At 46.4% G+C, this 17,446-nt stretch carries 12 protein-coding genes; 3 read left to right on the top strand and 9 right to left on the bottom strand.

Features of this window, described 5'->3' with window-relative positions; genetic code table 11:
- Positions 1–28: 28 nt before the first annotated feature.
- The 6 genes from BUB19_RS22915 to BUB19_RS22940 are packed head-to-tail and all read right to left on the bottom strand — an operon-like array spanning position 29 to position 9,960.
- Positions 29–997 (bottom strand): MlaD family protein, encoded by a 969-nt coding sequence (locus BUB19_RS22915; protein WP_073098108.1) that lies wholly within the window; start codon positions 995–997, stop codon positions 29–31.
- A complete protein-coding gene (locus BUB19_RS22920) occupies positions 994–1,746 on the bottom strand; it encodes an ABC transporter ATP-binding protein (RefSeq protein ID WP_073098109.1) in 753 nt (250 codons plus the stop codon). Before BUB19_RS22920 ends, BUB19_RS22915 begins: the two co-directional genes overlap by 4 nt.
- A 1-nt stretch (position 1,747) precedes the next feature.
- Positions 1,748–2,545: an MlaE family ABC transporter permease gene (locus BUB19_RS22925; protein WP_073098111.1), complete on the bottom strand. Its 798-nt coding sequence runs from the start codon at positions 2,543–2,545 to the stop codon at positions 1,748–1,750.
- A 55-nt stretch (positions 2,546–2,600) separates the two neighbouring features.
- Positions 2,601–3,770 (bottom strand): response regulator, encoded by a 1,170-nt coding sequence (locus tag BUB19_RS24605; RefSeq protein ID WP_245802936.1) that lies wholly within the window; start codon positions 3,768–3,770, stop codon positions 2,601–2,603.
- A gap of 55 nt (positions 3,771–3,825) precedes the next feature.
- Positions 3,826–6,702 (bottom strand): PD-(D/E)XK nuclease family protein, encoded by a 2,877-nt coding sequence (locus BUB19_RS22935; protein WP_073098113.1) that lies wholly within the window; start codon positions 6,700–6,702, stop codon positions 3,826–3,828.
- A complete protein-coding gene (locus BUB19_RS22940; RefSeq protein WP_143156143.1) occupies positions 6,703–9,960 on the bottom strand; it encodes a UvrD-helicase domain-containing protein in 3,258 nt (1,085 codons plus the stop codon). It abuts the gene before it with no gap.
- A gap of 107 nt (positions 9,961–10,067) precedes the next feature.
- Between BUB19_RS22940 and BUB19_RS22945 the strand changes: the two genes are divergently transcribed.
- Positions 10,068–10,844, top strand: a complete 777-nt coding sequence (locus tag BUB19_RS22945) for a YdcF family protein (RefSeq protein WP_073098117.1) — start codon at positions 10,068–10,070, stop codon at positions 10,842–10,844.
- 130 nt (positions 10,845–10,974) lie between these two features.
- Here BUB19_RS22945 and BUB19_RS22950 read toward each other — a convergent pair whose 3' ends face one another.
- From BUB19_RS22950 to BUB19_RS22960, 3 genes are all read right to left on the bottom strand, one after another.
- Positions 10,975–11,433 carry a CBS domain-containing protein gene (locus tag BUB19_RS22950; protein ID WP_073098118.1) on the bottom strand — a complete coding sequence of 153 codons (459 nt, stop codon included), beginning with the start codon at positions 11,431–11,433 and terminating at the stop codon, positions 10,975–10,977.
- A 352-nt stretch (positions 11,434–11,785) separates the two neighbouring features.
- Positions 11,786–12,547: a copper homeostasis protein CutC gene (locus tag BUB19_RS22955; RefSeq protein WP_073098120.1), complete on the bottom strand. Its 762-nt coding sequence runs from the start codon at positions 12,545–12,547 to the stop codon at positions 11,786–11,788.
- A 6-nt stretch (positions 12,548–12,553) separates the two neighbouring features.
- A complete protein-coding gene (locus tag BUB19_RS22960) occupies positions 12,554–13,546 on the bottom strand; it encodes an isoaspartyl peptidase/L-asparaginase family protein (RefSeq protein ID WP_073098122.1) in 993 nt (330 codons plus the stop codon).
- Positions 13,547–13,804: 258 nt separating this feature from the next.
- Here BUB19_RS22960 and BUB19_RS22965 point away from each other — a divergent pair, with 258 nt between their 5' ends.
- Together BUB19_RS22965 and BUB19_RS22970 are read left to right on the top strand one after the other, a co-directional pair.
- On the top strand, positions 13,805–15,049 hold the full coding sequence (locus tag BUB19_RS22965) for an ROK family protein (RefSeq protein ID WP_073098123.1): 1,245 nt from the start codon (positions 13,805–13,807) through the stop codon (positions 15,047–15,049).
- A gap of 27 nt (positions 15,050–15,076) precedes the next feature.
- The gene (locus BUB19_RS22970) at positions 15,077–17,404 is read left to right on the top strand and encodes a PIG-L family deacetylase (RefSeq protein ID WP_073098125.1); all 2,328 of its coding nucleotides are present in this window, start codon (positions 15,077–15,079) and stop codon (positions 17,402–17,404) included.
- The last annotated feature ends 42 nt before the right edge of the window (positions 17,405–17,446 follow it).

The following is a 17,446-nucleotide window of genomic DNA, read 5'->3' on the forward strand; positions in this document are numbered from 1 at the left end:
AAAGCGGAAAGTACTCCGCTTTGGCTGTTTATTCTCGATTGGCCTTGTCTCTCTTTCTGAATGCACCTCGAAAAAGCCAGTGGTAGCGCATGGCCTCCAGGGTTTCATTCATCCGCACGGTACCGGTATCCAGATTACCCATAGTACTTTTCAGGTACTCGGCAAACTGCTCATCATTGAGCAACATGCCCAGGGTATTGTCCTCCCGGGTAAGCCCTTCACTGGCTTCATTGAAATTGGCCGCTGCGCTGTCTACTTTTGCACCCGTGGCTTCCAGGGCACTAACCGTATTTCTGAGACTGGCAAAGACCGTGGTATCGTTGATCAGGTCATCCATGAGCCCGCCTTTTTGATTCAGTTTGTCCGAAAAGTCAGCCAGTTCCGAAGTCATTCGGCTACTATTGATGGCGGTACGTTGCAGGTTACCCATCATTTGCCGGAATTCCTGTGCCAGGGTACTGTCTGTGAGAACCGCACCAATGATACCCTCTCCGTTGGCAATTTTGTGGGTCAGTACTTTCAGGTCTTCAGTAATGGACACCAGATTATTGTTATTTTCCTGCAAAGTCTCCATCATTTTATCGGTATCCAGTGGCATTTCAGCGGTGAGCCTGTCCCCGTCCTCTACGGCGGGCACTTCCTCGGCACCACCGTAGATAACGATAATTTTATTGCCTATCAGTCCGTCAGAGCTGATGGTAGCTTTTGAATTCTTTTTGATATACTCCTTAGCGGCAGATTCAATATTCATTTCAATTTCGACCTGGGAATCTCCATAGAAGTTTATCTTCTTGACGGTCCCGATCTTGACGCCTGAAAACCAAACATTATTACCGGTCTGCAGGCCTCCTACATCATCAAATACCGCAAAAACGCGGATGCTTTTTACAAAGGCCTTTTGCTGTGCACCCAGGGTGAGGATGCCGGTAACCAGGATGATGATTCCTATCAGCACAAATATGCCAACGGTAACCGATTTTTTATTGTCATTTCTCATTGTGTGATGAAATTATAGTCATAAAATGATTTAACCCTACCATCCTGCGCGTGTTGAAATACTTCTTCAAATTTACCCTTGGCTCCGAAGACACCATCCAGCAATACCGCCATGCGGTCTCCGGTCACCTTGGCGCAGGTCAGGTCATGGGTGATGATGATTGACGTAGTTTGGTATTTTTCATTCACCTGATTGATCAGGTTGTTGATGTCCATACAGGTAATGGGGTCCAGCCCGGCGGTCGGTTCATCATACAACATGATTTCCGGCTTCAATATCAGCGTACGCGCAATTCCGATCCGCTTTCTTTGACCTCCCGATAGCTCTGAGGGCATCTGGTTGATCGTACCGGACAGACCGACACTGTCCAGTACTTCTTCTACCAATTGATTTTTTTCAGATTTTGAAAGGTTCTTTACATTTCTCACGAGAGGAAATTCCAGGTTTTCCCTCACCGTCATACTGTCATACAATGCACTTGCCTGAAAAGAAAACCCTATTTTTAACCTCAACGCATTGAGGTCTTTCTGAGACAGGTCTTTCACTTCTTTGCCCAACACCTTCACAGAGCCCTCATCCTGCGTAAGCAAGCCCACCATGATTTTGATCAATACGGATTTGCCGCTACCGGATTTCCCGAGCACCACCAGGTTTTCGCCTTTGTAAAGATCGAGGTCTACGCCTTTTAATACATCCAGATCTCCAAATGATTTGACCAGATTCCTTACCTGTATTACCGTTTCTCTCATCTTACAACTGTCTAAAGAAATTGGTTACCTGCAAAGAAAGCAACTCTTCAATAAAAATTAAAAACATCGCCATCACTACCGCTGAATTCGCTGCTTTTCCGACCCCTTCAGTACCTTTGGTGGAATTGTACCCCTTGTAACAGCCCACCATTCCTATAGTAAAACCAAAGAACAGCGACTTGATCATAGAAGAAGTAATGTCCAAAAAGGATATGGCATCAAATACCTGCACAAAAAACGTGCTCAAACTCACCAACTCATTGAAATGCACGTTTACAAAAGCCCCCAATAGGGCCACAAAATCGGTATATAAGACCAGAATGGGGATCATAAAGGTACTGGCCAGTACCCTGGATACCACCAGAAATTTAAACGGGTTTGTCGCCGAAACCTCCATCGCATCAATCTGCTCAGTGACCTTCATAGACCCGATTTCAGCACCGATACTGGAGCCGACTTTTCCTGCAGCAATCAAAGCCGTTACCAAAGGCCCCATAGCCCTTACCACCGCAATCGAAATCAGTGCCGGAAGCCAGGAAGTCGCACCAAACTCGGCAAGGGAGGGACGGGATTGATTCGTGAAGACCACACCTACTATAAACCCTGTCAGCGAAATCAAAGGCAGAGAGTTCCACCCAATCTGATAACATTGCCGGATCACCTCCTTAAATTCGTAGGGAGGAAACCAGACTTCCTGAAAAAATCGTTTGACAAATTTATAAGCATTCTCCAGGCCCATAAAAAATTTATCAATTCGCTTCCCTAATACTTTATCTTTTTTATTGGGCTCTCCCGCCATAGAAAGGTAGTTTTAATATTAGTTACAATATGAACACAAAAATCAACCAATACTTCTAATTGGCCAAAAATTCCGCAATATTTTCATCTTTTAATGGCTTAATCAAAAATCCACTCACCTGACCGAAAGACCTGCTTTTCTCCATGTCGTCCGGATCCAGGGAGGAAGTCAACATCTTTACATCCAACTGAATACCCCTCTCCTCCATAAGTTTCAGGAAATGCCAGCCGTCCATTTCAGGCATATTGATATCCAGTAAAAGTACATCCGCGGGGTTCGCTGCCAGCCAATCCAGCGCTTGGTAGGGATTCTCGAAGAAAAATAAATCCAGATAATTGTTTACTTTCAGTAAGATCCTCTTGTTGATCATGTGCTGCACTTTGTCATCGTCAACAAACACTATACGCTGCTCTTTCTGTTCCAATTCTTTTCCATTTACGTTTTTTTCCATGAGTAACCTGTTCATTTTCTGGACCTCCCTGTCCAGGTTATTGGCTGCAATCTTCAGCATTTCCATTGCCTGCCCACTTGCCGCTGTTTCCTCCACGCTGATCAATCCCAGAATATTAGATACATGGGCTCTGATTTTGTGGGAATTCATATATGAAAAATCCTTCAACTGCTGATTTTGAAGCATCAGGGAATCTGACAATTTCTGAATTTGACCCAGTGATTGGTGCACCTCGGAGTGATCTACCACCAACACCAGAATCATGTCCTCTCTCCTTCGCTTAAACGGAATACCAAAGAGGTCTACATACCTGGGCTCGTAGGCCTTGTCTATCATTACGATGTTTCTATAGACACAATTTTTTCCACTCAGTATCTCCTCGACAATCTTAAAATCATAGAAATGAGATCTGAATAGATCCGGGTTTTGGGTATCGGGATGGCTACCGTAGACGGCTGTCGCCATTTCGTTTGACATCTCCAACCGTTGCCCTTCTTTAGAAAAAACCCAGACACAGTTTGGCAATTTATTGAAGATCTGGAAACGGGTATCTGCTTCAGGATCCCGCAGTCTCCTCACGGAATGAAAAAAGAAATAGGAGTATCCGAACAGGAAGGTTCCCGATATGATCCCATAATCTGTAATTATCTGCCAGGATTTTGTATTCAGGGTTACCAGCTCGAACCACCGGATAAGAAAGGGAGATACAGCGAGCACCAATCCTCCTGTCAAACCCATGCAGAGTATCCAAACTGTTTGAATGGTTGGTTTCATTTTCAAAATCAAAGGCGTAAATATAGTAAATAAGTCTGTAAGTTAAAGCTTTACCTTACCTGCAGCAAATCTCAGAAAAAGGACAGTATTGGCACTTTTTGAGATCGGCTGTCTGATCAAAAACCTGTGTGGGATTAAAAATTTCTTCCAGGCAGGAAGTAAGCTCCTGAAGGTAACGTTCGCTGTAATCGGCATAATCCATGACTTGCTTTTTGCTTTTCGTTCCGGTACCTTCCTGAAGGTAGGGATTAAAGTCCTCCTTAAAGATATCGCGGAGATTATACAAAGCGGGAAGCAAGGGCAATTTGTTTTCCGGAAAATTGGCCTGGTAGAGCAAGCCATAAAAAAATGTCTGCATCGCCGCTTTATTTCTGGAATTATCCTGCCGGTCAAACAAACTTTCTATCGATTTGAAGTCTTTTCTATCCCCACCGGATTTGTAATCCACCAGTCTGATGGCATTTCCGACCCTATCAACCCGATCGATGATTCCTCCCAGTGACACATTGACTACACCATCTGCTGTCTTGATGGGTAGCTGCGCCCTGTATTTCCGGTCTGCTTCCAGTGAAATGATCTCGAAGGGAACTTTGGCGGCATCCTTTTCCAGCACACCAATCAAGTATTTCTGCAGCACATCTCTTGCGATCAGCAGCTGCCCCCCCAAATTAACCTCTTCGTCAGTCTCTAAAAAATACTGGCTGCGGATGGCCTTTTCCACAGCGGGGAATATCAAATCCCTTAACCTCTCAAGGTCACCTGATTCCACCCGGTTACTTTTCTTGCTTCTGAGATAATTGCCATACAAATTCTCCAGAGACAAGTGTACCAGGTTGCCGAAAATTGCCGGGTCAACTTCTTCCTCCACTTTTTCCGGCGTTTCGAGGCCAGCGATATAGGTCAGGTAGAATTTAAGCCGACAATCCAGCCACATGTTGATAGCTGAAGGAGAAAAGCTCATGGCTGGCTGCTCAGGGTCTCTCTTGTCTGTATACCTGGACAAAAAATCGAGGATGGCTACATTCTTTTCTATCGAAATAGCTTTGGCAGGGGTCAAATCAACCGGCACATGAACAACCTTATCCCTCCTGCTTATCTGCTCATTTGCCATCTCTATCTGTAATTGGTGAATGTACCTGCTTTTCTCTGCCACCTGCCCATTTGCACCTGCAGTGGCGTAAATCAGATGCACCTCTTCGGCCCGATGAAGCAAGCGATAGAAAGTATAGGCATAAATGGCATCATTTTGCTCCTGAACAGGCATCCTAAAGGCCCTACGCAGATTAAATGGTATCATTGAGTTCATGCTGTTGGAAGGTGGAAAGCTTCCCTCATTCATCTGACAGACGATCACTCTTTTGAAATCCAGGTTGCGGGATTCCAGTACCCCCATGATCTGCAGTCCCTCCAGGGGCTCTCCCTGAAAAGGCAGTTTTATCTCCGCAAAAACCTGACGGAATATCCGTATGAAAAATTCTACACTCACTGCCTCTTTGATATCCTGATCGAAAATGTCTTTAAGCCGATTCATCTGTTTGTAACATTGCATCAGGTAGGTTTGCTCCATGCTATGCTCCTGCAGTCCTTCAGCCAGCAGCCGGATCAAATCCAAAATCACCTCTATTAAATTGGAAGACAGCAGCTTTTGAAATACCAGGGCAAAAAGTTTTCCTCCGGCAGCTAATTTTGACGCAGGCAGGTATATCGTATTCGTCCGCCTCAGTTCTTCCAGGATTTCTGTTGAAAAATCCGGATTGTTTTCCCGAAGAAATACAGTATGAAGCAGTTCTTTTACCGGTTTGTGATAAAATACCACTTCCTCATTTTCTATCTTCGTATAGCGCTGCAATTCCAGCACTGCTTCAAGGAAAGTATAGACGGGCGTTTGCCTGACGGGATATCCCATCGTCACGTTCACTTGGCGTACCTTATCGGGCAGCAAATTTAAAATGGGGAACAACAACTGCTCTTCAGGCAAAATCACTACTGTCTCCTCTAAATCTTCCAGCTCTCCGAGGCTTTGCTCCAAAAGTCCGGCTACAAGATTTGCCTGGTTGATTTTCAGCGGAACAGTATAGGTCTGAATGCGGGCCTTTCTTCGTTCAATCTGTGCGGGTATCTCCCCGGGAAAAGTAGGACCAAAAACAGGGTCTTTGAGATATTCCCGGAAGAAAAGCCCCGCTTCCTGGGCGGGATCATTGATATAATACCTATCGATGTCCCAAAATATTTCAGCCCCCTGATGCTCAATAAAATACCTGATAAGCTTCTCCTCCGTACGCGTGAATGCGTTGAATCCGACAAAGATATGGTGAGTCGCGGGCATGTCCATCCCTTGCAGTCCTTCTGCTACTTCCCGGTATATGGCTCCTCCATAGGACAGGCCGCCGCTTTTCAGCCGGGCATTGAATCCCTGATAAAGCGGAAACAAGAGATCCCAAAACTGCAGGAACCTCTCCTGGTAGTACCTGTCCCTTTCCTCAAAAGATGCCCAAAAAGCCTTGATCAATGCTATTTGCTCCCGGCTGAGGAAACTCCAATCGCTGTCAAGAATTTTTTGCTCTTTCAGGTTGGTAAATAATTTCTCAGGATTTACCAGGAACTGATCCAGATCGCTAAAGTCTTTCAAGATCATTTCTCCCCAGAAGTAAAAGCGGTCAAATTCTTCTTTTACCTCGGAAAGTGCGGAAAAAACCTGGTACATCTCATATACCAGCCGCAGATTATCTGCAGGTCTCTTACGGGCCATTTCATAAAAAAGGTCTTCTATGGTAGCTATAGCTGGCATCCAGACAGGACCTTCCGCCAACTGCCCCATGTATTTTTTAAAGAAAAGACCTGCCCGTCGGTTTGGCAATATGATCCTAACAGCTTTTAGGTCTCCTCCTCGCTGCAACAGTGTATGTGCTGTCTGTCTTAAAAACCCATCCATTCAATTGACTTTGCTAATTAATCCCGATTCAAGATAGCAGAGATAACCCTCCACTACCAAATCCCTTTCCATTTGCCTCACCAGATCTACATAGCCGCGCACCTGTTTGTGGTGTGTTTTTTGTTCCCTTCCAGTCTTAAAGTCCACTACCTCAATCCGGTCACCCAGGTAAACCAATCGGTCCGGCCTTTTACTTTCCCCTCCCGGAAGCAGAATTCCCTGTTCTGTGTAGACGGTATTACTGCCATCAAACCAGCTACTGAACTTTTCCAACCTACACAATTCGTCGAATTGCGCAGCCAGGGAATCCTTTTCCCCGGCATCAATTCCACCTTCATAATAGAGGCTATCCAATTCCAGCATAAAATCCTCTCTGCTGCGTGAACGCTCTATCAGGGAATGAACCAACAAGCCAAAATCCCGTTTCCGAAACAATCCTGATCCCTCAAAGCTGCCAAACAGGTCTCTGACCTGTAAATTCCGAACCCAGGGCCGGTACTTCCATGCCATAGGCTGATCCCCTTCCAGGCTCTCCGCCATCCTCTCTGACTGGTGCCAGTCTCCCATGTCGAAAACTAGCTTTTCCCGGTCGAAATGGCTGCAAAGATCCAGTTCCAATTGTACCGGAGAGGGAAAGCTTACGGCCTGAAGCAGCAGATCTGCTACCGTTTTCAGCGTACCATTCCCCTTTGATTCCCTGAATGGTGCCATGCCCCAGATAACTTCCTCGGCTCTGGTAAATGCCACATAAAGCATGTTTAGGTTATCGAGATGATGAAGCAGGCTTTCCTTTAAAAAAATCGGTGAAAAAGCAGATTTCATTAGATCATTCCTTATCGTCAAAGGAATGTTAACCCGCTGACCATTCTCTTCCCAATCATAGGCGGTCCAAACCACATTATCCTTTGTCGTATCGAAAAGCTTCCAATCCAGAAAAGGCAAAAGGACAACTTTAAATTGCAGCCCCTTAGCCTTGTGAATGGTCAAAATCCTGATGGCATCGTGCTCCTCGGGAAGTTTAACAGTCCGCCTATGCCCTTGTTGCTCCCACCAGTCCAGAAAATTGCCCAGATCCGCACGATTTTTATCTCCAAAATCATAGAATGCTTCTTTCAGCCCGGAGAGGTAGGCTTTTTCCGGTACATCTTCATTGAAGCCCAAAAGATCGATGATCGCCTCCAGCAAGTCCATTAGCGCCAGGCGCCGGAATTCTGGCAGTTGCTGCGTAAATTTATTGCTGAGTTGCTGGATTGACCCGGGCAGGTAACCGTGCTGAAAGAGCTCAGCCTGTATGTCCCTATCCCATACCCTTGCCCAATGGATCCATATACTGCTTGCTGCCAACTTATCGTCCGGATCATTGACGACTTTCAGGGCAGCCAAAAGGCATTTGATCACCGCAGACCTATTGAGGTACAAAGCTTCGTCAGAGAGTACCTCATATTTTTGGTAGGGATCCTGCTCACCGTGCAACATAAACGCATCTACGACCGCCGCCGCCTGCCCGTTTTTCCTTACCAGAATGGCAATGTCCTGCAAACGGTATCCCCGGGCCAGCAATTGTGCTACCTGCCCGGGAAGCATTTCTAAAGCTACTTCCGCATAAGACCTGTCTGTTTCGGGCAAAATAAAGTCCAGCTTCACCTTACCGGTAATTCCCCTCCTTTCCTGATGCGGGGCCACCTGTTGGGAAATCTCCGCGTATGCCTCCCGGATAATACCTCCTGGCGCAGGATCCGGTGTGGCAGACAAATGGTCTGCCAGGATCCCGGACATTTGCCGAAACAAGCTGTTGTTGAAATAGACCAGCTGAGGCAGACTGCGGTAGTTGGTGGCCAATTGCCTGACGGCTACTCCAAAGTGTCCCGCATCCTGCTCGACCTGCTCCATAAGCAGCCGCATTTCTCCCCCCCGCCAGCGGTAGATCGACTGCTTTACATCCCCTACGATCAGGTTGGATTTGCCCATAGCCAGCGAATTGATCAGCAAGGGTCTGAAACTGGCCCATTGAAATCCGGAGGTGTCCTGAAATTCATCCAGCAGGAAATGGTGAAACTGGTTACCCACTTTTTCATAAATGAAGGGAGCCTCGTTACCGGCAGTGATGGATCGCAGAAAATCATTGGTTTCTGAGATCAGCAACACATTCTCCTCTGCCTTCAGGCCTTCCAGTTCTTCCAGCAAATAGCCAAACAAGCCAAAAACGTAGAGATTCTTGTAAATAACCTCAAGGGTGGTCCAGGTTTTTTCCAGAGATTCAATTTCGGCCAGCATATCTCCCAAACCCTCCTGGTAAGCGGCATGAATGGCAGCCTTCATTTTGCTGGATTTGGTAGCCCAGCTTTCAGGATTTCCGATTTTCTTTTTCTGGGCATCAGTAAGGGTCGGTATGGGCTTTCGGGGATCTCCCAGCTTGTCAAAGAGGCGTGCGAAGCTCATCGATCCCCCCGCAAAATCCTCCCAAACCAAACCATGTCGTTCCCTGATCTGTCCGGCCTTTTCTTTCATTTCTCTGGCCTGATCGCCGAGCAATTTCTTCTGCTGATACAGGTGCTTCCTGAACTGCTGCATGTTTTCAGGCGCTGCAAGAAAGGCCCTCACTTCCTGCTGAACGACTTTAAAATCTTCCTCAAAAATTTTTTTACCCAAATCATGTATGGGTTTTCTGATGTCCCAGGATTTTCCTTCGGTAATTTTGGCAATCGAAAAATTTACCATCCATCGGTGCAATGCGGGATCCTCTGCAGCACGGAGCATGAGCCGGTCTACCAACCTGGACATGACCGCTTCCTGGTCCATTTCGATATCGAATTTGGCCTGCAGGTCTATTTCTCGAGCGAAAGCCCGGATAACCCGTTGAAAAAAACTATCGATGGTGCTTACTGAAAATGCCGAGTAGTCGTGCAAAATAGCCCTCAGTACCCCCGAAGCCCTTTGTGATAATTCCTGAGGACTTAGTTGCCATTTTTCAAGAAGATCCCGATCCATTTGCTGATCCGGATCTACCCCCTCTTTAATCCTCTTCAGCTCCTGTATGATACGTTCTTTCATCTCCTGGGTGGCCTTATTGGTAAAGGTAACCGCCAGTACCTGCCTGAAAGCCAAAGGATGCTCCAGCGCCAGTTTCAGGTAGGCAGTCGTAAGCGTATAGGTTTTGCCCGAGCCGGCCGAAGATTTGAATATTTGAAAGGGAGCCATTTGCATGTGTAAAAAAACCGGTGATTGAATCCTGCCCGTTCCGCTATTGATTGGATTCAAAAGATTGATGTGAAGTTAAAAATAAATACAGCGTAGCCAGACAATAAATCGATAATTTTGTACCATACATCTTTATTTGATAGTTTAACCCTGAAAAATTAAAAAACATGTTCTTTTTCCTTTCCCAGTTGTTCAGCTTCCTCATCATGCCCTTTACCATTTGTCTGATTTTGGTCGGCCTGGGCCTGATTTTTTTCAAAAAATCCTGGGGAAGGAAACTGGTACTCGGCAGCTTCCTGCTGTCCCTGTTTTTTTCTAACAGTTATCTGGCCAACTGGGTGATGTATACCTGGGAAGCTCCGCCAAAAGCGTTTAACAGCCTGCCGGAATACGATCTGGGCATCGTTTTGACCGGGGTCACCCATATCGATAAATTGCCCAAAGACAGGACCTTTTTCAACAAAGGTGCGGACAGGGTAACCCATGCATTGCAATTGTACAAAATGGGAAAGGTAAAAAGGATACTGATTACGGGAGGCCTGGGTTTTGACCCTACAGACCAAACTTCGGAGGCCGAATCGCTGGGTGACTTTCTGCTGTTGGCAGGGGTGGACAAGGGAGATCTGCTTTTGGAAACGGCTGCCAGAAATACAAATGAAAATGCCCTTTTTACCAAAAGACTACTTGAAGAAAAAGGACTTGTGGGTCAGAACAAAGCCTCTTTACTGCTGATTACTTCAGCATTTCACATGAAAAGAGCCGAGTCCTGTTTTATCAGGAACGGGCTGAAGACTGAGACCTTTCCGGTAGATTATTACGCTTCTACTCCAAAACTTAACATCAAATCCGCCATTCAGCCCAGCATTCAAGCCTTTTCGGTCTGGCACATCCTGGTGAAAGAATGGGTGGGTATACTGGTTTACCGGATAATGGGTTACATCTAGCCAGCTTCTAAAAAAAAATGATATGTGCCACCCTGCGCGGCAGGCTGAAAATGCACGCAGGCAAACACAGCAGGGCCCATGGTATGGGCCCGATTACTTTCATCAGATGCTTAACCGCAAATCGCTGAACCTACCAGGTAGATGCCTTCAATTTCGGCATGGCCCTTATGATATCGCTTACACTTATCTGACCAACCAAAACCCCGTCTTTAACCACTGGAAATCTCCGAATCCTCATCGTCAGAAACTGATCTGCTGCGTCAAATATAGAAATATCCGGTGACATGGTGATGACCTCTCTGGTCATGTGGTCTTGAACGGTTCCGGGAAATTTGGGGGTATTGGTATATTGTCCCTTGACAATCTCCTTCAGACAATCTCCTTCCGAAATCATCCCTACCAGATTGCCATCTCCGTCTACTACAGGAGCGCCGGAAATCCGCTTCCTGGTCATTACTATTATTACATGATCGATGCTGTCCTCGGGATGAAACGTTACCAGATTGGTGCTCATGTGATCACTCACCAATAAGGGCTGATTGCTTTTTTTGATAGGGGCCTCCCGTACCCCCTGAAAACTCTTTACCATAACTTTATAGGGTTTATTGAACAGATAATGTAACAAAAAATACCGCTAAATGCAAATAACATTTAGCAGAATAAGAATTGCTTTTAAAAAAATATGCCTGTATGGTCAACCTGACAAACAAAAATTAGTCCCAAAAGCAATTTGCTGATGGGTCAGTTACCCCCCCTCTGCTATATGGTTCTGGTTCTTTTAGCCCTAAAAAAACGGGACTGCACTAAAGGTATATCAGGACCCGCCCAATTGGAAATAAGGACCGTCTCTGAAGACAGGAGTTGGTCTGGAAGACCTTTACTTTTTTCCGGCCTCAGCATGCCGGTAAGCCCGCTCCCTCTAGCCCCCTCACCGGCAAATGTCAGATTTGGTCCAACTGGTCCAATGCAGCCCTGAAGGCACGAATGCGTTGGGGGTCTACGGTCAGCACCTTTCCCTCAGTTTCTTCCAGTAAGGATAATCGGGTGGTCGAATTGGATCGTTTCATGGCTGTCTCTCTGAAGGCCTTTCCGGAACTGTGTACTTCCTGCAGAGGGTCAGATTGATGCAATAACGGCAGATCCGCTGAAGTCAGTCCTCCGCCGGGTAGAATGATTATCCGGCCTGCTGCACGGGTAGCAAGCTTTTTAATTACCCCCATTCCCGCAGCGACATTGTCTGCCCCTCCCGAGGTAAGGATTCTCCTGAAGCCCAGCGACACCAGGATTTCCAGTGCTTTTTCTTTATCCGGAACCAGATCAAAAGCCCGGTGAAAAGTGCAGGGCTTGCCCTTTGCTGCCTTCAACAACACCTGGCATGCTTCACTATCGACCTCTCCTGAAGCGGTCAAAACGCCAAAAACAAAGCCGTCCGCCCCGTGTTGGCCCAAAATATCCATGTCATTTTGCATGGCCTGCAACTCTTTGTCGCTATACAAAAAGTCACCACCCCGGCACCTGATCATCACAAAAACCGGCACCGATACATGCTGTTTGATCACCTTCAACAGACCAGCGCTCGGCGTGGTACCGCCCTCTGCAAAATCAGCACACAATTCCAGCCTGTCCACCCCATTTGCTACCGCCAGCAGGGCTGCTTCTACCGTGTACACGGGGGCCTCAAAAATTATTTTTCCGGATGACATAGGCTGTTATTTGAACCAGCTTTGTGAATCAATTAAAGCCTTTCCCTGTCGGTGGTGCTGGGCAAAGTTGAACCCGGGCCGGATCGCATAAGCACCAAAATCACCCTCTTTATTCAAGGCCAGAAAACCAATCTGGGTATTGTCCAGGTCTTTACTTTTTGCCACAGCCCTTTTAACGGCTTCTTCACAAGCCTCCTGAGGAGTCCTGCCCTGGCGCATCAGCTCTACAATCAGGAAAGCACCACATATCCGGATTACTTCCTCTCCCAGCCCGGTGGCTGTAGCAGCGCCTACTTCTTCGTCCACAAACAAACCTGCTCCGATGATAGGGCTGTCTCCTACCCTGCCGTGCATCTTGTAGGCCAGTCCACTGGTGGTACAGGATCCGGCCATGGCTCCGTTCTCGTCGATGCCTACCATGCCGATGGTATCGTGGTTTTCGATATTGATGATCGGCTGATATTTGGAATTTTTCTTCCAGCGGAGGTAAGCCTCCCGGGCCTTTGGACTGAGTTTCTCCTCCTCCATCGGCATTCCCTCAGCCGCTGCAAAGAGCCTCGCTCCCTCGCCAACAAGCATGACATGGGGTGTCTTTTCCATGACCTTGCGAGCCAGGCTGATGGGATGCTTCACCTGACGGACGAATGCCACCGATCCGCAGGAGCCGTCTCCTTTCATGATGGAAGCATCTAGCGTGACGATCCCTTCCCTGTCAGGCAGACCCTGCAGGCCTACTGAGAGGTTGCTGAGGTCATTCTCCGTCACCATCACTCCCTGCTCTACAGCATCCAACAGCGTGCCCCCACCGTTCAGGACTTCCCAGGCCTTGTCGTTTGCAGGCATCCCATGGTTCCAGGTGGACAATATTTGCGGGGTAAATCGCTGGCCGGATGGGGACTTTTTACGGCTGAGCTCCAAAGATCCGGCTTGTGCTGCAAGGGGTACTCCTGCCAAAGCAGACAGGAAAGAGTGCTTGATAAATTTTCTTCTTCCTCCCATAGTTTTTGTAATAAAGGTAGTATGTGGTCAAAACGAGTAACAAACATGATAAAATATTTTTAAAAAATGGCTTGGCTTTATATATTTTTATAAATAACTTAAATCTGCAGATAGTCGTTTTTTGTTTTGTCTTCGCCCGTCCGGAAATCGGATTTTCAGACAAATTAAAACTATTTCTGTCAAAAGTTATATAAATTTTTTAAATAAAGTTAGGATTAATTAATAAAATTTTTGTTAAATTGCATAAAATTTTACCAGATGAACCTCATTGACCCAAAAATAGTCCTCGACAAGAAAGAGGGAGTTGTTGAAATTAAGAATTATATCAACAAACTAAAAATTGTCAAGGAATTGTATACCCTGGGCAACAACACGGCCAACAATATCTGCCAGTTGGTTGGTATCAGCTTGCCTACAGTTAACCTGTTGCTGGCGGACCTTCTGGAGGAAAACATAGTCGTCAAGGAAGGCAGGGGGCAATCTCAGGGAGGAAGGAAACCTGACCTTTATGGCCTTGCTCCCAATTCCTTTTTTATTCTGGGGATTGACCTGAGCCGGTATGGAGCCAAAGCAGCCATTTACAACACGAAGAATGAAAGGGTGACCAAAGTCAAAACTGTGAAGGTGACCCTCAACAATGATCCCAGTACGCTGGACGAAATATACGATTTTTCCATGGAGGTAATCGCCTCTTCCGGTATCCCGGAAGACCGTGTAATTGCCGTAGGCATCAGCATGCCAGGACTGGTAGATGGTGCCGCAGGTATCAATCACACTCATTTAAAATCTGGCAAAAAGCCATTGAAAGATCAGTTGGAAAGTAAATTTCAACGGAAGGTATTCATAGAAAATGATGCCAGGGCCAAGACCCTGGCGGAATTCAGGTTTGGCAACAACCATGGCCAGAAGAATGTGCTTGGTATTTTTGTAGACTGGGGTATCGGTTTGGGCATCATCATCGACGGAAAACTTTACCGGGGCTATTCCGGCTTTGCCGGGGAATTCAGCCATTCTCCATTATTTGATGCCAAGGAGATCAGTTGCAGTTGTGGAAAAAGGGGTTGCCTGGAATCGGTAGCCTCGGGAGGCGCAGTGGTGCGATTGGCAAAAGAAGCCATTCATTTAGACAAGGATTCCATACTTGCGCGCTTATCAGAGGGAAAAGAAGAAAATATTGATCCTTCTGTAGTGGTAGACGCGGCCACTGCCGGTGACCAGCGGGCGATCAGTATTCTGTCGGATGTGGGATTGGATCTGGGCAGGGGTATTGCTATCCTGATTCAATTGTTTAATCCGGAGCTGATTATCCTGGGCGGGGCCATTGCGGAAGCAAATCAATACATTACCACACCTATACAGCAGGCGTTAAACATCTATTCGATGGCCAAACTGAGGGAAAAAACCGCTATCGAGCTTTCTCAACTGGGTAAGGAGGTAGGGCTCAGGGGTGCCATTGCAATTGTAAACGAACATATATTCGAAGATACGATCAACTCATACTAAAAGAAATAACAAAACAGACCAAAAGATATGTTAGCAAATTACCCACTTTCGAAAACTGAAGAGGCTTTTTTTAAGGATTCAGAGACCGAGTCGATCTCGACCAAAATTCCTTACCTCACCGTCGACAATTTCCCAAAACTTGGGCTACTTACCGCATGCCGGTTTTTAGAATGGGTTTCTACCAATCCTGATGGTGTCATCAGTTTGCCTACCGGCAAAACCCCAGAGTACTTTATCAAATGGACAAAATTTTTACTGGACAACTGGGAAAAGAAAAAAGGTCTGGAAATCAGGGAGAAATACGGATTGAAAGACACCAAAAAACCTGTACTCAAAGATCTTCAGTTTGTGCAGATCGATGAATTCTACCCGATTTCCTCCCAGCAAAAAAACAGCTTCTACCATTATGTAAATAAATTTTACATTGAAGGGTTTGGTTTGGATCCCAAAAAGGCCCTTTTGATCAATAGTGATGAAATCCGGCTTGCAGAGGGAAAATCCTACAGGGAAATTTTCCCGGATTCCAAGGTTGATTTGTCTCTCAGATACCGGGAATACACCAACAACCTGGAACGACTGCAGCAGGAATCCATTTATCTGATAGACCAATGGTGCGGGGAATATGAGGCAAAAATCCGGGAAAAAGGCGGAATCGGTTTTTTTGTAGGTGGAATTGGTCCCGATGGACACATTGCATTCAACACCCGGGGATCGGATATTTTCTCTACTACCAGGCTCACAGAAACCAATTTTGAAACCCAGGCCGTAGCCGCAGGGGATTTGGGTGGAATTGAAATTTCCGCCAACCGGCTGGTAATCACCATAGGTCTGGATACCATCGTACACAATCCCGAGGCCGTTGCGATCATCATTGCTGCGGGCGAAGCGAAAGCGCCCATAGTCAAGCAGTCACTCGAACAGTCCCTGAACAATGTGTATCCGGCCACAGTGCTTCAAAAGCTGAAAAACGGTCGTTTCTACCTGACCAAAGGGGCCGCATCAAAGTTGACCGACAGTGTGGATCAATACTATTTCACCGGAAAATGGACCTTCACCAAGACGGAGCGGGCGGTATTGGAACTGTGCAAAAAACTGCAGAAATATGGTCACAGGATTACGATGGAAGATTTGAAAAACGACAAATACACCAGCCAGATACCCGATCTGAATGAGAATACCGTCAAAGAAGTGATCCAAAGCATAAGCAAAAAAATTGACAAAGGCATGGAAGAGGAAAAAAATGAGGTTTTTCTTCATACCGGCCCTCATCATGACGACATATCTCTGGGAATACTTCCACAGATCACCAAGCAACTCCACGAAAACAGCAATGAGGCGCATTTTGCAGTGCTTACTTCCGGCTTTACTGCAGTCACCAATTCATTCGTAATCGACACTTTAAAAAGCACCAAGAAATTTCTGGATGAAGGCCGTATACAGATGGTCAAATATGAGGATTTCTATGAATCGGGCTATAAGCTGAAAATGGATAAGGATGTGTACCACTACCTTACCAATGTGGCTTCAGAGAATGCAGAAGAGCGCCTGAGGGGACTATGTCACCGCGTAGTGCGGGCGATCGTTTTCACCTTTGGCATCAAGTCCACCATGCAGTTGCGGGACCAAATCAACGAAATCATTACGGTCCTGAAGAACTCCTATGATGGAGAGAAAAACCCGAAAAATATCCAAACGCTGAAAGGCATGATCAGGGAATTTGAGGAGGAATTGGTATGGGCACATTTTGGCGTTCAGGTAAAAAATGTACATCACCTGCGATTGGGCTTCTACACCGGCGATATTTTCACCGAACAGCCGGACAAGAAGAGAGATGTAGAGCCCATATTGAACATGCTACGGGATATCAAGCCGACCAAGCTCAGCCTGACCCTGGACCCGGAAGGTAGCGGACCCGACACACACTACAAAGTACTACAGGCTACCGCAGAGGCCGTCCGCCAATGGAGTCTGGAAGAGGACCTGAGTAATTTCAAGATCATTGGTTACCGCAATGTCTGGTTTAAATTTGATGCGGCAGAATCCAATGTCATTGTACCGGTCTCTCTGGGTGACATGTCGGTTATGGAAGATTCTTTCTCCAATTGCTACCTGAGCCAGGTCAATGCCTCCTTCCCAAGTTATGCCCATAACGGCAAATTCAGTACGCTGGCCAGAAGAACCTGGGTAAACCAACTCAGCGATGTTCAGCTCTTATTAGGAAAAAACTACTTCTATCAGCACCATACGGCTAAGGTAAGGTCCAGCCACGGATTGATCTTTTTCCGTGAAATGGGCGTTGAAGATTTTCTGGTAGAAGCAAGGGAATTGGAGAAATCTACTGAAGGAATGATGTAATTCAACTGACCCTAAATGATATTCGCAGGGGGGAAATACCCC

It is taken from the genome of Cyclobacterium lianum (genome assembly GCF_900143075.1).
GTDB classification, from domain to species: Bacteria; Bacteroidota; Bacteroidia; order Cytophagales; family Cyclobacteriaceae; genus Cyclobacterium; species Cyclobacterium lianum.

Coding starts and splice junctions, on each gene's coding strand:
- BUB19_RS22915 (WP_073098108.1), bottom strand. CDS start 997: ATGAGAAATGACAATAAAAAATCGGTTACCGTTGGCATATTTGTGCTG.
- BUB19_RS22920 (WP_073098109.1), bottom strand. CDS start 1,746: ATGAGAGAAACGGTAATACAGGTAAGGAATCTGGTCAAATCATTTGGA.
- BUB19_RS22925 (WP_073098111.1), bottom strand. CDS start 2,545: ATGGCGGGAGAGCCCAATAAAAAAGATAAAGTATTAGGGAAGCGAATT.
- BUB19_RS24605 (WP_245802936.1), bottom strand. CDS start 3,770: ATGAAACCAACCATTCAAACAGTTTGGATACTCTGCATGGGTTTGACA.
- BUB19_RS22935 (WP_073098113.1), bottom strand. CDS start 6,702: ATGGATGGGTTTTTAAGACAGACAGCACATACACTGTTGCAGCGAGGA.
- BUB19_RS22945 (WP_073098117.1), top strand. CDS start 10,068: ATGTTCTTTTTCCTTTCCCAGTTGTTCAGCTTCCTCATCATGCCCTTT.
- BUB19_RS22950 (WP_073098118.1), bottom strand. CDS start 11,433: ATGGTAAAGAGTTTTCAGGGGGTACGGGAGGCCCCTATCAAAAAAAGC.
- BUB19_RS22955 (WP_073098120.1), bottom strand. CDS start 12,547: ATGTCATCCGGAAAAATAATTTTTGAGGCCCCCGTGTACACGGTAGAA.
- BUB19_RS22960 (WP_073098122.1), bottom strand. CDS start 13,546: ATGGGAGGAAGAAGAAAATTTATCAAGCACTCTTTCCTGTCTGCTTTG.
- BUB19_RS22965 (WP_073098123.1), top strand. CDS start 13,805: ATGAACCTCATTGACCCAAAAATAGTCCTCGACAAGAAAGAGGGAGTT.
- BUB19_RS22970 (WP_073098125.1), top strand. CDS start 15,077: ATGTTAGCAAATTACCCACTTTCGAAAACTGAAGAGGCTTTTTTTAAG.